Below are 15,701 nucleotides of genomic sequence, written 5' to 3'. Positions count from 1 at the left end.
TCGTGATGGCCGCCCGATCCACTGGCCCCACCCGCCGCGACCTCATGATCGGCGCGGCGAGCCTCGCCATCCTCTCTTCCCTCACCTCCCCGGCCTACGCACAGGCCACAGACCTCACGAAGGACATCACCATGGGTTACGTCACCACCTCCGACGGCGTCGACATCTTCTACAAGGACTGGGGCCCGAAGGATGCCCAGCCCATCGTCTTCCACCACGGTTGGCCGCTCAGCTCCGACGACTGGGATGCGCAGATGCTGTTCTTCCTCTCCAAGGGCTACCGTGTCATCGCCCATGACCGGCGTGGCCACGGCCGCTCGGCTCAGGTGTCCGAGGGGCACGACATGGACCACTACGCCGCCGACGCCTTTGCCGTCGCCGAAGCGCTCGACCTGAAGAACGCCGTTCACATCGGTCACTCGACCGGCGGCGGCGAAGTTGCCCGCTACGTCGCCAAGCACGGCGAACCGGCAGGCCGCGTGGCCAAGGCCGTGCTGGTCTCGGCTGTGCCGCCTCTGATGGTTCAGACCGTGGCCAACCCCGAGGGCCTGCCCCTGGAAGTGTTCGACGGCTTCCGCGCCGCGCTTGCCGCCAACCGTGCCCAGTTCTTCCGCGACGTGCCCGCCGGGTCCTTCTATGGCTTCAACCGCGAAGGCGCTACGGTCCACGAGGGCGTCATACAGAACTGGTGGCGTCAGGGCATGATGGGCAGCGCCAAGGCGCATTACGACGGCATCAAGGCCTTCTCCGAGACCGATCAGACGGACGACCTGAAGGCGATCAGTGTCCCGACCCTCGTGCTGCATGGCGAGGACGACCAGATCGTTCCGATCGCGGACTCGGCGCACAAGTCGATCAAGCTCCTAAAGAACGGCACGCTCAAGACCTACCCCGGCTTCTCGCATGGGATGCTCACGGTCAATGCCGACGTACTGAACGCCGACCTGCTGGCCTTCGTCGAAAGCTGATAGCTCCCTCGGCGGCGCGTCCACGGGCGCGCCGCCTGTTCCGCCCGCTCGGGAGTCAGGTCTGGATCACGTCAGCCCAGTCCGGGTGGCGCAGGGCCTGCGACCGGACAAAGGGGCACAGCGGCACGATCCTCTGCCCCTGCTCGCGCGCATCGGCAACCAGACGTTCGGCAAGCGCAATGGCCACGCCCCTTCCGCGCATTGATGCAGGGACATGGGTGTGATCCGCGATGATCAGCACATCCGAGACCTTTGACACGGTCAATTCCCCTTCCCCTTCCACTCCCGGAATCAGGGCGACGTAGCGCCCCTTCGTTTCGCTGTCCTGATAGGAGATGGTCAGTGTGCCTTCGGTCATGTCTCGCCTTTCAAACGCAGGACCGATGGAACAGGCGCGGTGGCCCGCGCCGGTCACCGGCCAATATTGCCGGACGGCTGCGCCCGCTGAAGGATGACGACCCGCAAGGGTCGTCGGGCCGGATGCCCGGCTCCAATGCTCCGTCAGCGTCGCGAAACGTCCTCCCTGTCCCCGGGTGCCCCGGGGTCTCCGCAATGTTCAATCTGGGGTTCACGCCCCGGCAGGTCTTGAACGTTCGACCCAGCAGGGGGGGCATTGCGTCCGAGCCAGCCTCTCTGGCGTCCGGCTGTCGGTTCCGCCCGCCGTTGGAGAAACGCCAGCAAAACCAGGCCCCCGACTGCGGATTGTGGAGCCATAGCTCCCCTCGCGCCCGGAGAGCATCGCCGGGCCGGGCAATTGCCGTGGGTCAGTAGAGCTCCACCGGCGGATGCCACAGGCGGCGCGGGTCGATTTCGCCCTCATCGGCAAGGTTCATGGTCTCCAGCGCGGCATCGCGGCACTGGCAGATGAGTTCCTGCATCGCGAGGTCCGCCTTGTGCGCATCGCGCTGCTCGACATGCGAGAGGACGACCTCCCAGATCTCGGTGTTCTCCCGGCGCCGGAGGTCGGTGTGAAAATCGACGTGGAATTCGCGCCAGAGCAGCGACCAGACGATGTCATTGGCACTCTGCTTCATCGTGCGCTGCAGGATGGGGCTGTTCGAACACCGGTTGAGCGCGGTCCCGATCCGCCCCGATTCAAGCGCAAAGCGGAGGGGCTTGCAGGTCTCGTCGCGCGTCAGCACCTTCAAGACCTCGACCCGGCGGCGGAACTCGGCCAGATCGGGTGGCGTCCACATCAGCGCGGCATAGCGGGCGTTGAGCCCGGAGAGCGTCGCGTGGATGTTGAAGCAATCGGCAAGCACGTTCTTGTCGAAGGCAGCGACAACGGCCCCGCGCCGCGGAAACAACTCGGCCAGACCGCGCGCCGTCAGGATACGCAGCGCGTCCCGGATCGGCCCCCTGCTGACATCGTAGTAGGTCGCAAGGTCGGCCTCGACCAGCCGGCTGCCGCCGGTGAACTCGCCCGACATGATGCGCCGCGTGAGGTCGTCCGAAATGCGCTCTGGCAGGTCGCGGTGCCCCCGCCACGCCAGAGGATCCCGCGCAGAGTTTTCCATTGCACTTCGCCGGAACGCTATCGGATCGGCCACGTCTCCCTCCCTTGCGTCGCTCAACGTGAAAACATTAACATACTGAATTATATACTGAAAGATTAAAATTGAAAACAATTGACTGAATTTGGACCACGGCCCTAAGCTTAACCTGCGAATCGTTGCGGGCGGGGAGGCCCGGACCGGCATTCGCGAGCTAGGGAGGAGAAAACCAATGTCGCGTATCCGTATGGGCGCGGGCGCTATCGCTTTGACTTGCGCCTTGCTCGGCAGCGTTGCCGGGCCAGTCACCGCCGAACAGACCGGACAGCTGACCGTCGCACTCGCGGCGGAATCGACTACGATGGATCCCGCGAAATACTCCGCGGGCGTCGATCAGTACTTCATCGGCACCATGTTCGAGATGCTGGTCAAACCGATGCCCGACGGCACGGTTCAGAACTGGCTGGCCGAAGACTGGTCCATCGACGACAGCAACCCCGACAAGCCCATCATCGACGTCCACATCCGACCGGGCGTGACTTTTCACAACGGCGACCCGCTGACCTCGGAGGACTTCAGGTTCTCCTACGAGCGGCAGGCCGACCCCAATGTGTCGCGCTGGTCGCACCTGCAGGCGAACGTCGAGGAGTTCGAGATCGTCGACGACCTCCACTTCCGCCTGCATTTCAGCAAGCCCGACGCCGCCTACATCGCCAACTACCTCCAGCTCTGGGCCATGCCCAAGAAGTACTTCGAACAGGTCGGCGAGGAAGGTTTCGGACAGCATCCGGTGGGAACCGGCCCGTGGAAGTTCAACTCCCGAAAGGTCAAGGAAGAGTTGCGGCTCGAGGCCTACGACGGCTACTGGAACAAGGACCATCACCCGACCGTCAAGGATCTGGTGATCAAGATCATCCCCGAGGACCTGACCCGCGTCGCGGCCCTGAAGACGGGCGAGGTCGACTGGATCGACAACGTGCCCCCGGCGATGCTCGAAGACGTGAAATCGCAACCGAACGTGGCCACGGCTGCCATGCCGTCGGGCAACAACCTGTTCCTCGATATGGACACCATCCCCGAGGGCCCTCTGCAGAACGTCAAGGTGCGTCAGGCCATCGCCTATGGCATCGACATGGACGCGATCATCGAGACCGTCCTCTTCGGTCAGGGCATCCGCTACGCCGAAGTCTCGAAGGATGGCACGGGCTACGACCCGGACCTTAAGCCCTACCCCTACGACCCGGCCAAGGCGATGCAGCTGATGGCCGAGGCGGGCTACCCGCAGGGCTTCGACATCGACTGCTACAACCTGATCACCCCGCGCGAGCCCAACATGAAGGAAATGGGCGAGGCGATGTATGCCTACCTTGGCACCATCGGAGTGCGCTGCAAGGTGATCAACCTCGAGTACGGCGCCTGGATCAACCTTGGCCGCCGCGACGAGAAGACCGACCAGTTGAATGGCGGCCTGCTGTCGTGGATGTGGGGCCAGAGCATCCCGGCGGACCCGACCATCGCCTGGGGCGGTCACCTGCACAGCTATGAACCCGGCAAGGGCTGGGGCAGCTACTCGCACGTGAACGACCCCGAGTTCGACAAGATGATCGAGGACGCCTCGGGCGAGATGAACCAGGATAAGCGCGTGGCCAAGCTGAAGGAGATTGCCAAGCGCAAGCACGAACTCGTGCTGGGCGGGCTGACCACCTACCAGCCGCTGGTGACGATGGCCTGGAACGACACCAAGGTCGACTACACCCCGTGGCCCTACCCCGGCTTCTGGCGGAACTTCCAGGAAATCGGTCTCAAGACCCAGAACTGATGCCTGCCCGCCGCCCGCGCCACGATCCGGCGCGGGCGGTCCCTCTCAGAGACCGGAAGGAACGGTTCCAATGACCCGTTTTGTGTTGCGGCGCGTGCTGCAGGGGATGTTCAGCATCCTCGGCGCCTCTGTCATCATATTCGTCGTCACCCGCCTGAGCGGTGACCCCGTCGTCCTGATGCTGCCTCCCGAGGCGCCCGAGGCCATGGTCTCGCAGATGCGCGAACGGCTGGGGCTCGACCTGCCGATCTGGCAGCAGTACTTTATGTTCCTCAGCGATGCCGTGACCGGCGATTTCGGCAATTCCTACCGCTGGGAAATGCCGGTGCTGGAGCTGATACGCGAACGGCTGCCCGCCACCATCTACCTTGCCTCCGCCGCACTCGTCTTCTCGCTCATGCTGTCGATCCCCTTCGGGGTGCTGAGCGCGGTCTGGCGCGGGTCTTGGTTTGACCGCTTCGCCAAGGGCGTCGCGATGTTGGGACAGGCCATGCCGAACTTCTGGGTCGGCCTGCTGCTGATCATCGTCTTTGCCATCGGCTTGGAATGGCTGCCCGCCTACGGCGCCGACACCCCCAAGCACGTGATCCTGCCTGCCATCGCGCTCGGCTGGTACCCGGTCGCGGCGCAGACCCGGATCGTCCGCTCGGCCATGCTCGACGTGCTCGACAGCGACTACATCCGCATGGGCCGTTCCGTCGGCGTGCCCGAGGGCGTCCTGATCTGGAAATACGCCTTCCGCAACGCCGCCGTGCCGCTTGTCACCATGATGGGCGTCTACTTTGCCTCCATGCTGGGCGGCGCCTTCGTCGTCGAGGTCGTCTTTGCTTGGCCGGGGCTTGGCCGCACCGTGGTCGAAGCGCTCTTCGCCCGCGACTTCCCCGTCGTGCAGGCCGGCGTGCTCTTCGCCGCGCTCATGTTCGTCGCCGCCAACCTGGTCGTCGACCTGTCCTATGGCCTGATCGACCCGAGGATCCGCAATGACCGCTGACGCCACCGACCTGCCGCAAGGCACCCGCCCCAGCCTGCTCATGCGCCTGCCCGGACGGGACTTTCCCTGGATATCCGTCACCATCCTCGTCGGCGTGCTGCTGCTCGCCTTCATCGGTCCCTGGGTCTCGCCCTGGCAGCCGCAGGCGCTCGACCTCAGGTCCGCCTTCAACCCGCCGGTCTGGGTCGAGGGCGGCAGCTGGGCGCACCCGCTCGGCACCGACAACCTCGGGCGTGACATCCTGAGCCGGATCATCGCGGGCACCCGGATCTCGGTGATCGTCGCCTTCTGGGCCATCGTGCTCTCCGGTGCGCTCGGCACCCTGATCGGCATGATCGCAGGCTACTTCGGCGGCTGGGCCGACATCGTGATCATGCGCCTCGTCGACATCCAGCTCTCGATCCCGCCGCTGGCACTGGCGCTGATCCTCGCCGCCGTGCTCGACCCCGGCCTCCAGACCGTGGTGATCGTCATCGTGGTAACCTACTGGAGCTGGTACGCCCGGATCGTCCGCGGCGAGATCCTGTCGCTGCGCGAACGCGAGTACGTGGCGCTGGCGCGGATCGCGGGCTGCGGGCCTGTCACCATCTTCACCCGTCACCTTGCCCCGAACATCGTGAACACCCTTCTGGTTCTGGCCACGCTGCAGGTCGGACAGGTGATCATCTTCGAAGCCTCGCTGAGCTTTCTCGGCCTCGGCATCCAGACCCCGCAGATCTCGTGGGGCGTCATGCTGGCCGATGCGCGCGGATACATCACCAACGCCTGGTGGGCCATCACCATGCCGGGCATCGCCATCATGCTGACCTGTCTCGCCTCGAACCTGTTCGGCGACTGGCTGCGCGATGTCCTCGACCCCCGGAGGAAACAGCTATGAGCCTGATCGAACCGATCGAACCCGCCGCGGCCCTTGAAGTGCGCAACCTCGTGACCGAGCTGCGCCTGCGCCGGGGCACCCTGCGCCCGGTCGATGGGGTGAGCTTTTCCGTCGCCAAGGGCCAGACCCTCGGCATCGTCGGCGAAAGCGGCTCCGGCAAGTCGATGACATGCCTGTCGCTCCTGCGCCTGCTGCCCCGCCCCGGCGGCCGGATCGCCGGGGGCGAAGTCGTCGTCGCAGGCACAGACCTGACCAAGCTCAGCGACCGGGAACTCGCGCGCGACTGGCGCGGGCGGCGAATCTCGATGGTGACGCAGGACCCGATGTCCTCTCTGAACCCGGTCTACACCATCGGCGATCAGGTCGGCGCGCCCTTGCGCTATCACCGGATCGCCCGCACCCGGAGCGACGCCCGCGCCCGTGCCGCCGAAGCGCTGGGCAAGGTCCGCATCCCCTCGCCCGAGGCGCGGCTGCACGACTATCCCCACCAGTTCTCGGGCGGCATGCGTCAGCGGGTCGTTTCGGCCATGGCCATCGCCTGTGCGCCCGAGGTCATGATCGCGGACGAGCCTACGTCGAGCCTCGACGTGACCATTCAGGTCAAGATGATGGATCTCTACCGCCAGATTCAGGAGGAGACCGGCGTCGCCATCGTGCTGATCACCCACGACATGGGCGTCGCCGCCTCGATCTGCGACCGGATCGCGGTGATGTACGCGGGGCGGATCGTCGAGCAGGGCCCCGCGAAGGAGCTGTTCCGCAACCCGGCGCACCCCTACACCCAGTCGCTGCTCAGCGCGATCCCCAAGCTCGGGGAGAAGCGCAAACGCCTCTACGCGCTGGGAGGTCAGCCGCCGTCGCTGACGGCGATGCCCAAGGGCTGCCGTTTTGCCCCGCGCTGCGCGCTCGCCGACGCCAAGTGCCACGCGTCCTATCCCGGCGAAACGAACCTTGGCGCGGGGCACCGCACCAACTGCTGGCGCGTCGCCGAGGGAGGAGCGCCCCATGCTGCTTGAAGCGCAAGACCTGAAAAAGCACTTCGAGACGCGCAAGGGCGTGGTCAAGGCGGTCGACGGCGTGTCCTTCGCGCTCGAACCCGGCAAGACCTTTGCCCTTGTCGGCGAAAGCGGGTGCGGCAAGAGCACACTGGCCAAGCTGATGCTGCTGCTGGAACGCCCGACCTCCGGTTCCGTCAGGTTCCGCGGGCGCGAAGTCTCCTCGCTCCGTGGTCGCGCCCTGCGCCAGTTCCGGCGCGAGGTGCAGGCGGTGTTCCAGGACCCCTACTCCTCGCTCAACCCGCGCCTGCGCGTCGGCAAGATCATTGCCGAACCGATGCTGGCGCAAGGCGACCTGTCACGCGCCGAAATCCGCAAGCGGGTCGAGGAAGCACTGGAGGTTGTCGGCCTGCCCACCACGGCCGCGCGGCTCTACCCGCACGAGTTCTCGGGCGGACAGCGCCAGCGCATCGCCGTGGCCCGCGCCCTTGCTGTCCGTCCCGAGGTGGTGATCCTCGACGAGCCGACCTCGGCGCTGGACGTGTCGATCCGGGCGCAGATCCTGAACCTGCTGTCGGATGTGCAGGACGAATTCGGGCTCTCCTACCTGATCATCGCCCACGACCTCGCGCTGGTGGAGCACTTCAGCGACGCCACCGGGGTCATGTACCTCGGCAACATGGTCGAACAGGGCCCGACCGAGGCTGTCTTCGGCGCCCCCGCTCATCCCTACACGCAGGCCCTGCTGGCCTCGGCGCCCCGCCCCGACCCGGACCACGTGCTGCCGACGGACGTGATCATCGGCGAGATCGGATCGGCCATGAACGTGCCCTCCGGCTGCCCCTTCCATCCCCGCTGCCCCCAGCGGACCGCCCAATGCGAAACCGTCCAGCCCGAACGCCATGTCTCGGCGCCCGGCGCATGGGCACGCTGCCATCTTCTCCACGGTCCGGCGCCCAGACCCGCGTCGCTCCGCCCGGACCAACTCGAAAGGACCTCCACATGAACCAGAGTACCGCCGCAGTCGCCATGAGCGAGGCCGACTACCTTGCCGAGGTGCACGCCGCGCAGCAGAAAAACTGGCCCGAGGGCGTCCCGCGCGAACCGAACTATCCCTTCGGCGAGGTTGCGATGACGCAGTACCTCCGCCGCTGGGCCGCGCAGCAACCGGACAAGGTGCTTTATGATTTCTACGGCGGAAAAATCACTTACAGTGAGATGGACCGCCTCTCTGACCGCTTTGCCGCCCTGCTTGCCGCGGACGGCGTGAAACCTGGCGACCGCGTCGCCGTCTTCCTCGGCAATTGCCCTCAGTTCGCCATCGCCTTCTTCGGTATCCTCAAGGCCGGTGCAGTCCATGTGCCGGTGAACCCGATGTTCCGAGAACACGAACTGATCTACGAACTGAACGACGCCGAGGCCGAGGTGATCCTTGCCCAGGACGCGCTGGTGCCGCTGGTCCAGTCGGTGCGCGATCAGGTCAAGGTGCGCCGCATCTTCTCGACCGGCCTTGGCGACTGGGTGCCCGGGGAGCCAGCCTACCATTGCCCGCCGACCATCGTCTCCTACCCGGACAAGGCCGAGGGGGCCGAGGACTTCATCAGCGCCATCGAAGCCTGCGCTGCCCCCGTGCCGCAGATCGAGCCGGATCTCGATGCCGTCGCCGCACTCAACTACACCGGCGGCACCACCGGCATGCCCAAGGGCTGCGTCCATACCCAGCGCCACATGATCTACACGGCGGCCACGACCTGCGGCATCGGCACCCGGATGACCCCCGAGGATACCTCGATCTGCTTCCACCCGCTGTTCTGGATCGCAGGCGAGGACATGGGCCTCTTGTTCCCGGTCTTTTCAGGCTGCACCTGCATCCTGATGGGCCGGTGGGACGCGGTGACCTTCATGTCGGCGGTCGATGTGCGCAAGCCGAACATGGCCGGGATGCTGGTCGACAACGCGGTCGAAATCCTCGACCACCCGGAGGCCGACGACTACGACCTTACCTCGCTCAAGCGCACGCGGGTGTCTTCCTTCGTGAAGAAGCTGAACCTCGACTACCGCCAACGCTGGGCCGAACGCACGGGCAGCACCATGGCCGAGGCCGCATGGGGTATGACCGAGACGCACACCTGCGACACCTTCACCACCGGCTACCAAAAGGACGACTGGGATCTCGACCAGCAGCCGGTCTTCGTCGGGATGCCCTGCCCCGGCACCGACTTCAAGATCTGCGACTTCGAGAGCGGAGCGCTTCTGCCGCTGGGTTCGGAAGGCGAAATCTGCGTCCGCTCGCCCTCGCTGCTGAGTTCCTACTGGAACAAGCCCGAGGCGACCGCCGAGGCAATCCGCGACGGCTGGCTCCATACCGGCGACATCGGTGTGCTGGACGAGATGGGACTGCTGCACTTCCTCGGTCGGCGCAAGGAGATGCTGAAGGTCAAGGGCATGTCTGTCTTCCCGGCCGAGCTGGAAGCCATGCTGGGCCGTCATCCCGATATCATCGGCTCGGGCGTCGTCGGACGACCCGACCCCGACAAGGGCCAGGTCCCGGTGGCCTTCGTGACACTGGCCGAAGGGCGGACGACCAGCCCCGCCGAGATCGAGGCATGGTGCTCGCAGGCGATGGCCACCTACAAGCGACCCGAGGTGCGGGTGGTCGAGGCGCTGCCGATGACCGCGACCGGCAAGGTCAAGAAAGACGAGTTGGCCAAGTTGCTGTGAGCGGTAGGAACAAAGTGAAAATGACCAAGACTATCAAGACGATCCTGATCGCCAACCGCGGGGAGATTTCCCTGCGCGTGGCGGACGCGGTGGCCGAACTGGGCATGACCCCCATCGCCATCTATTCCGAGGATGACGCCACCGCCCTGCATGTCCTGCGAGCCGAGCGTGCGGAACCCCTCTCCGGCAAGGGCGCCCGCGCCTACCTCGACATCCCCGGCGTGATCGCGGCGGCAGAGCGCGCTGGCGCCGACGCCATCCACCCGGGCTATGGCTTCCTGAGCGAGAGCGCCGACTTCGCCCGTGCCGTGGCCGAGGCCGGCATGGTGTTCATCGGCCCTTCGCCCGAAGCGCTCGAGGAACTCGGCGACAAGACCAGCGCGCGGAAGCTGGCCCAGAAGGTCGGCGCGCCGGTCAACCCGGGACTGGACGCGGCAAGCGATGTCGCTGCGCTGCGCACCTTCATGGAAGGTCTGGACGGTGCGCCCATCGTGCTCAAGGCCGTCGCGGGCGGCGGCGGTCGCGGCATGCGGATCGTACGTGACCTCACGAAACTCGAAACCGCCTTCGAGGAGGCCTCGGCCGAGGCCGCCGCAGCCTTTGGTAACCCGGCGGTCTATGCGGAACGGTTCCTCGAACGGGCGCGGCACATCGAAGTGCAGGTGCTGGGGGACGGCGAGGATGCCGTGCACCTGTGGGAACGGGACTGCACGCTCCAGCGGCGCTATCAGAAGCTGGTGGAACTCAGCCCGGCCCCGGGGCTTGACCCCGACATCCGGCAAAAGCTGCTCGACAGCGCGGTCGAAATGGCCCGGGCTGTGGGCTATCGCGGGCTCGGCACCTTCGAGTACCTCGTCGGCCATGACGGGGCGATTGCCTTCATCGAAGCCAATCCGCGCCTGCAGGTCGAGCACACGGTGACCGAGGAAGTGACCGGCGTGGACCTCGTGATGGCGCAAATCCGCGTCGTGCTGGGCGCGCGCCTTGCCGACCTCGGGCTGACGCAGAGCCAGATCTCCGAACCGCGCGGCCACGCCGTTCAGGTCCGGGTGAACATGGAGAAGATGGCCGCCGATGGTGGCGCCCTGCCCTCGGGCGGCCGCCTCTCGGTTTACGAGGTTCCCGGCGGCCCCGGCGTTCGCGTCGACGGCGCGGGCTATGCGGGCCTCAGCCCCTCGCCCGCCTTCGACAGCCTGCTCGCCAAGCTGATCGTGCACAGCCCCGGCGGGCTCGACGAAACGGTGCAGCGTGCCCGCCGCGCGCTGCGTAGCTTCCGTATCGAGGGGATCGAGACCAACATCCCCTACCTGCATGCCCTGCTCGGCCTGCCGGAACTGCTCGACGGCACCACCCACACCCGCATGGTCGAGGAACGCGCGCAAGAGCTCTTCGATACCGCTGCAGGATTGCCCCGTCCGGCAACCTACTGCCGGACCTCAAGCCAGAGGTCCGACGACCCACTCGCCGTCCTCGCCTTTGGCAAGTCCGATGCCAACGGCGCGCGCCAAAGCCCCGCCCAGAGCCTCGGCGAGGGGACTGTCGGTGCCCCGATGCAGGGCACCATCCTGAGCCTCAAGGCAGCTTCGGGCGATGCGGTCGGCAGCGAGGCTCCGGTTGTGGTCATGGAAGCCATGAAGATGCAGCACACGCTGACAACTGAAACGGCGGGCCGCATCGGCAAGATCTTCGTGGAACCCGGCGACACCGTCTATGTCGGTGACCCGCTCTATGAGCTGGCGCCGGACGACAGCCTGCAGGGCGCGGCCAAGGAAGTGGTCAAGGTCGACCCCGACCATATCCGCCCCGACCTTGCCGAGTTCCTCGAGCGGCGCGGTTTCACCAACGACGAGGCCCGCCCCGAGGCGGTCGCCCGGCGTCATGCCAAGGGCAAGCGCACCGCGCGCGAGAACCTCGCCGACCTCTGCGATGCCGACAGCTTTACCGAGTACGGCAACCTTGTCATCGCCGCCCAGCGCTCGCGCCGTAGCCTTGACGATCTGATCCGCAACACGCCGACCGATGGGCTGATCACCGGGTTCGGCCGGGTCAACGGCGACCTCTTCGACGAGGAGACCGCCCGCTGCGGCATCCTGCACTACGACTACACCGTGCTGGCCGGGACGCAGGGCAAGAAGAACCACGAAAAGACCGACCGGATGCTCAAGCTGATCGAGCGCAACCGCACGCCGCTGGTCTTCTTCTGCGAAGGCGGCGGTGGACGTCCCGGCGACGTCGACGTCACGTCGATCTCCGGCCTCCACGTCATGACCTTCAACATGCAGGCGCGCCTCTCCGGGTTGGTCCCGATGGTCGGCATCGCCTCGGGCCGCTGTTTTGCGGGCAACGCGGCGCTGCTCGGTTGTTGCGATGTGGTGATCGCCACGCGGGATTCCACCATCGGAATGGGCGGCCCCGCGATGATCGAAGGCGGCGGCCTCGGCGTATACCGCCCCGAGGAGGTCGGCCCCAGCGACGTCCAGTCCAAGAACGGCGTCATCGACCTGCTGGTCGAGGACGAGGTCGAAGCCGTGGCCGTGGCCCGCAAGTACCTCGGCTATTTCCAGGGCCCGGTCGCCGAATGGGAGTCCCCGGACGTGCGGATGCTGCGTCACGTGGTACCCGAGAACCGGATGGAGGCCTACGACGTCCATTCGGCCATCGAGGGGATCGCCGACATCGGCTCGGTCCTCGAACTGCGGGCAGAGTTTGCGCCCGGCATGGTCATCGCCCTGATCCGGGTCGAAGGCAAACCGATGGGCGTGGTGGCGAACAACCCCAAGCACATGGCAGGTGCCATCGACACCCAAGGGGCCGACAAGGCCGCGCGCTTCCTCCAGCTGTGCGACGCGCACGACCTCCCCGTGATGTTCCTTTGCGATACGCCGGGCATGATGGTCGGCCCCGAGATCGAGAAAACGGCCTTGGTGCGCCACTGCTCGCGTCTCTTCGTGATTGGCTCGAACCTCGAGGTGCCGACCTTCACCTTCGTTCTGCGCAAGGCCTACGGGCTTGGCGCGCAGGCGATGGCGGGCGGGTCCTTCCGCGCACCCTCCTTCGTGGCCTCATGGCCGACCGGCGAATTCGGCGGCATGGGTCTCGAGGGGGCGGTGAAGCTGGGCTTCCGGCGCGAGCTGGAGGCGGTCGGCGACCCCGCCGAGCGCAAGGAGCTCTACGACGACATGGTCGCGAAGATGTACGAGCGCGGCAAGGCGCTCAACACCGCCTCCATGTTCGAGTTCGACGCCGTAATCGATCCCGCCGAAACCCGCGACTGGATCACCTCGGCGCTGGAAACCGCACCGCCGCCCCAGCGGCGCGCGGGCAAGAAGCGCCCCTGGGTCGATACCTGGTAGCGCCGGTCCCCGCACCCTGCGCCTCTGGCCCGGCCCTCCCTGCCCGGGTCACCGGGCAGGGTCGCGGGGATCACGTTCGTAGCGGTATGCGCCTATTCGCCAGCCAGTAACCCGCTTTGTCGTGCGCCTGCCCCGGCGGCCACTTTCGCCGACGTGGCAGGTTTGACCGGCGACCATTCTGTCACCCCGTCGTGCAGAGGTGCGGGTGCGCGCAGGATCAGCCATGCCGCGCCCAGCAGGTCCACGACACCGACAAGCGCGCGGTTCAGGTTGGTGTACTTGGACTGGCCCGAGCTGCGCTCGCGGTGCGTGACCTGCACTGTCACCACGCGCCAGCCCTCGCGCAGCATCATCGCCGCCATGAAACGGTGGATGTGATCGAAGTAAGGCAGATCGAGGTAGGCCTCGCGCCGGAACGCCTTGAGGCCACAGCCGGAATCCCGGACGCCATCGTGCAGCAGCGCGTTCCGGATCCCGTTGGCAAAGCGCGACGCCATGCGGCGGGCGCGGGTATCCTGCCGCTTCTCGCGCTGCCCCTGCACCAGCCCCACACCGTCAGATCCAATCGCCTCCAGCGGAGCGAGCAGGAGCGGAATCTGATCCGCAGGGTTCTGCCCGTCGCCGTCGAGCGTGACGATCAGCGGCGCACGGGTCGCCCTGACACCGCTGCGGATGGCCGCGGACTGCCCCTTCGATTGCTCGTGCCGGATCGACGCGAGCTCATGGAAACGGCCCTCCAGCGAAGACAGCACCGCGTCGGTGCCATCGTCCGAACCGTCATCGATTACGAGGATCTCGTAGGCGCGTCCCTTCAGGGCATCGCGAATATCGCTGACCAGCGCGCCGATGGCGGCGACCTCGTTGCGGGCGGGAACGATCACGCAGATTTCGGGAATGCTCATGGCTTGGCCTCCGTGGCGGGGCGGTCGACCATGCGCCAGACCGCGTAGTTTCGATTGCGATAGGTGGTGGTCCACCGGGCGACCCAGCCGGGATCGAACCGGTCCGTGCGGGCGATCAGAACGCCCTCGGGGTGCGTGGTGGCCCAGTCGTCCAGCGTCTCCTCGTCCAGCAGAGCCACCGGATGCGTCATGCGCCCGGCAAAGTTGAACTCGGCGTGGTAGGACTGGCCGGCAAAGGCGATCCCGGCGTCTTCGTAGCGCCCGACAAGATCGGTCACGGCCCTCGCGTCGTAGAGATCGCGCGCATGCGAGAGGCCCAGCGCGAGGTTCAGCACCAGTGTCAGCCCGAGCGACAGCAGCGCGGCAGACCCGAGCCGCATGCGCGGCAGAACGAACCACAGCAGGGCGATGATCGCGAGGGCCCCGGCAATCGGAACGCCGCGGGGCAGCAGGAGAGTCTCGGCCTGCCGCGCATTCAGCAGCCCGGCCCCGCCCACCAGCATGACCAGCGCGAGCAGCCCGGGAACGACGGCCGCGATGTAGAGCGAAACCTTGCCTTCCCGCAGCAGACGCGCGGCCAGCAGGGCGATGGCAGGCAGTTCGGGCGCCAGGTAATGGGGCTGCTTGCCCGACACCAGCGAGAACAGCAGCAGCGTGGTCAGCACCCAGATCGCCATCAGGCGCAGGACCGGATCCGTCGCGAACTGGCGCAACCGCTTCCACACCTGCGGAACCAGGATCCATGGAAAGAACAGCAGCGGCAGCAGCGGCAGATACCACCAGACCGGGCGGGCATGGGCAAAGCTCTCGCTCATGCGGCCCGCACTCTGTTTCCACAGGATGGCGTTGCGATACTCTTCGCCCCCGGTGAGGATCGCGGGAACCAGCCAGAGCGCGACGAGCGCAAGCGCCGCCAGCAGCCCAAGGCCAATGCCCTTCAGCGTGGGTGCCCAGCCCGGACGGTCGCGGTGCCAGAGCGGCAGGGTCAGCGCGGCGGGCATGAGGTGGAACAGTATCACCGGCCCCTTGGCCAGAACGCCAAGTGCGACGGCACCGCCGAACCAGAGCCATCCGGCGCGACGCCCCTCACCCGCATGGGTCAGTGCGATCAGCCCCGCCAGCACGCAGGCCGTCAGCAGGGTGTCGAACATCGTCAGCCCGCCGTCGAACAGGAAGAAGGGCATGGCGATCAGCGTGAGGATTGCGCGGGTCTGGATGCCCACGTCTTCGGGCCAGAGCCGCGCGGCCAGCTTGCCGGTCAGCAGCGCGACCACGAAGGCGATGAGCGGCGCCACGATGCGGGCGGCCAGATCGGACACGCCGAAGATCGCCCACGACAGGTTGATCAGCCAGAACAGAAGCGGCGGTTTGTCAGAATAGAGCTCGAAGTTCTTGGTCGGAACCAGCCAGTTGTGATTGAGGTGCATCTCCCACGCGACGGCGAGATAGCGCGTCTCGTCCACGGGAAGCGCGGGGCGCAGCAGCACTCCCGCGACCTCGACCAGCACAAGGCCAAGCATCGCCACGAGGGCGATCTGCGTCAGGCGCCGGGCCTGGTCTTGTGGTCCCATGTCAGCCCCCG

The 15,701-nt window shown here is 66.5% G+C and carries 12 protein-coding genes; 8 read left to right on the top strand and 4 right to left on the bottom strand.

What is annotated here, in order from left to right:
* Positions 1 to 5: 5 nt before the first annotated feature.
* Positions 6 to 968 (top strand): alpha/beta fold hydrolase, encoded by a 963-nt coding sequence (locus DDT93_RS00800; RefSeq protein WP_232825339.1) that lies wholly within the window; start codon positions 6 to 8, stop codon positions 966 to 968.
* A 55-nt stretch (positions 969 to 1,023) separates the two neighbouring features.
* Here DDT93_RS00800 and DDT93_RS00795 read toward each other — a convergent pair whose 3' ends face one another.
* Complete coding sequence (locus DDT93_RS00795; RefSeq protein ID WP_109463890.1) at positions 1,024 to 1,326, bottom strand: GNAT family N-acetyltransferase; 303 nt, start codon at positions 1,324 to 1,326, stop codon at positions 1,024 to 1,026.
* 406 nt (positions 1,327 to 1,732) lie between these two features.
* The gene (locus tag DDT93_RS00790; protein ID WP_198654749.1) at positions 1,733 to 2,485 is read right to left on the bottom strand and encodes a GntR family transcriptional regulator; all 753 of its coding nucleotides are present in this window, start codon (positions 2,483 to 2,485) and stop codon (positions 1,733 to 1,735) included.
* Positions 2,486 to 2,693: 208 nt separating this feature from the next.
* Here DDT93_RS00790 and DDT93_RS00785 point away from each other — a divergent pair, with 208 nt between their 5' ends.
* The 7 genes from DDT93_RS00785 (at position 2,694) to DDT93_RS00755 (ending at position 13,217) form a co-directional block, all read left to right on the top strand.
* Positions 2,694 to 4,280 carry an ABC transporter substrate-binding protein gene (locus tag DDT93_RS00785; protein WP_109463888.1) on the top strand — a complete coding sequence of 529 codons (1,587 nt, stop codon included), beginning with the start codon at positions 2,694 to 2,696 and terminating at the stop codon, positions 4,278 to 4,280.
* 70 nt (positions 4,281 to 4,350) lie between these two features.
* Entirely contained in the window at positions 4,351 to 5,271 is a 921-nt protein-coding gene (locus DDT93_RS00780; RefSeq protein ID WP_109463887.1) for an ABC transporter permease, read from the top strand.
* Complete coding sequence (locus tag DDT93_RS00775) at positions 5,261 to 6,148, top strand: ABC transporter permease (protein ID WP_109463886.1); 888 nt, start codon at positions 5,261 to 5,263, stop codon at positions 6,146 to 6,148. The genes DDT93_RS00780 and DDT93_RS00775 overlap by 11 nt, the downstream gene beginning before the upstream one ends.
* Positions 6,145 to 7,164 carry an ABC transporter ATP-binding protein gene (locus tag DDT93_RS00770; RefSeq protein WP_109463885.1) on the top strand — a complete coding sequence of 340 codons (1,020 nt, stop codon included), beginning with the start codon at positions 6,145 to 6,147 and terminating at the stop codon, positions 7,162 to 7,164. The genes DDT93_RS00775 and DDT93_RS00770 overlap by 4 nt, the downstream gene beginning before the upstream one ends.
* Positions 7,154 to 8,149: an ABC transporter ATP-binding protein gene (locus DDT93_RS00765; RefSeq protein ID WP_109463884.1), complete on the top strand. Its 996-nt coding sequence runs from the start codon at positions 7,154 to 7,156 to the stop codon at positions 8,147 to 8,149. The genes DDT93_RS00770 and DDT93_RS00765 overlap by 11 nt, the downstream gene beginning before the upstream one ends.
* Positions 8,146 to 9,864, top strand: coding sequence for an AMP-binding protein (locus DDT93_RS00760; RefSeq protein WP_232825338.1), 1,719 nt, complete (start codon positions 8,146 to 8,148; stop codon positions 9,862 to 9,864). Before DDT93_RS00765 ends, DDT93_RS00760 begins: the two co-directional genes overlap by 4 nt.
* Before the next feature lie 20 nt (positions 9,865 to 9,884).
* Positions 9,885 to 13,217 carry a carboxyl transferase domain-containing protein gene (locus DDT93_RS00755; RefSeq protein ID WP_109463883.1) on the top strand — a complete coding sequence of 1,111 codons (3,333 nt, stop codon included), beginning with the start codon at positions 9,885 to 9,887 and terminating at the stop codon, positions 13,215 to 13,217.
* A gap of 92 nt (positions 13,218 to 13,309) precedes the next feature.
* Here DDT93_RS00755 and DDT93_RS00750 read toward each other — a convergent pair whose 3' ends face one another.
* A complete protein-coding gene (locus tag DDT93_RS00750; protein ID WP_109463882.1) occupies positions 13,310 to 14,119 on the bottom strand; it encodes a glycosyltransferase family 2 protein in 810 nt (269 codons plus the stop codon).
* The gene (locus DDT93_RS00745) at positions 14,116 to 15,690 is read right to left on the bottom strand and encodes an ArnT family glycosyltransferase (RefSeq protein WP_157960054.1); all 1,575 of its coding nucleotides are present in this window, start codon (positions 15,688 to 15,690) and stop codon (positions 14,116 to 14,118) included. Before DDT93_RS00745 ends, DDT93_RS00750 begins: the two co-directional genes overlap by 4 nt.
* Between the last annotated feature and the right edge of the window lie 11 nt (positions 15,691 to 15,701).

Origin of the sequence: Albibacillus kandeliae (assembly GCF_003116585.1) — a bacterium.
Taxonomy (GTDB): Bacteria; Pseudomonadota; Alphaproteobacteria; order Rhodobacterales; family Rhodobacteraceae; genus Albibacillus; species Albibacillus kandeliae.
This window is presented reverse-complemented; position numbering and strand designations above follow the sequence as displayed.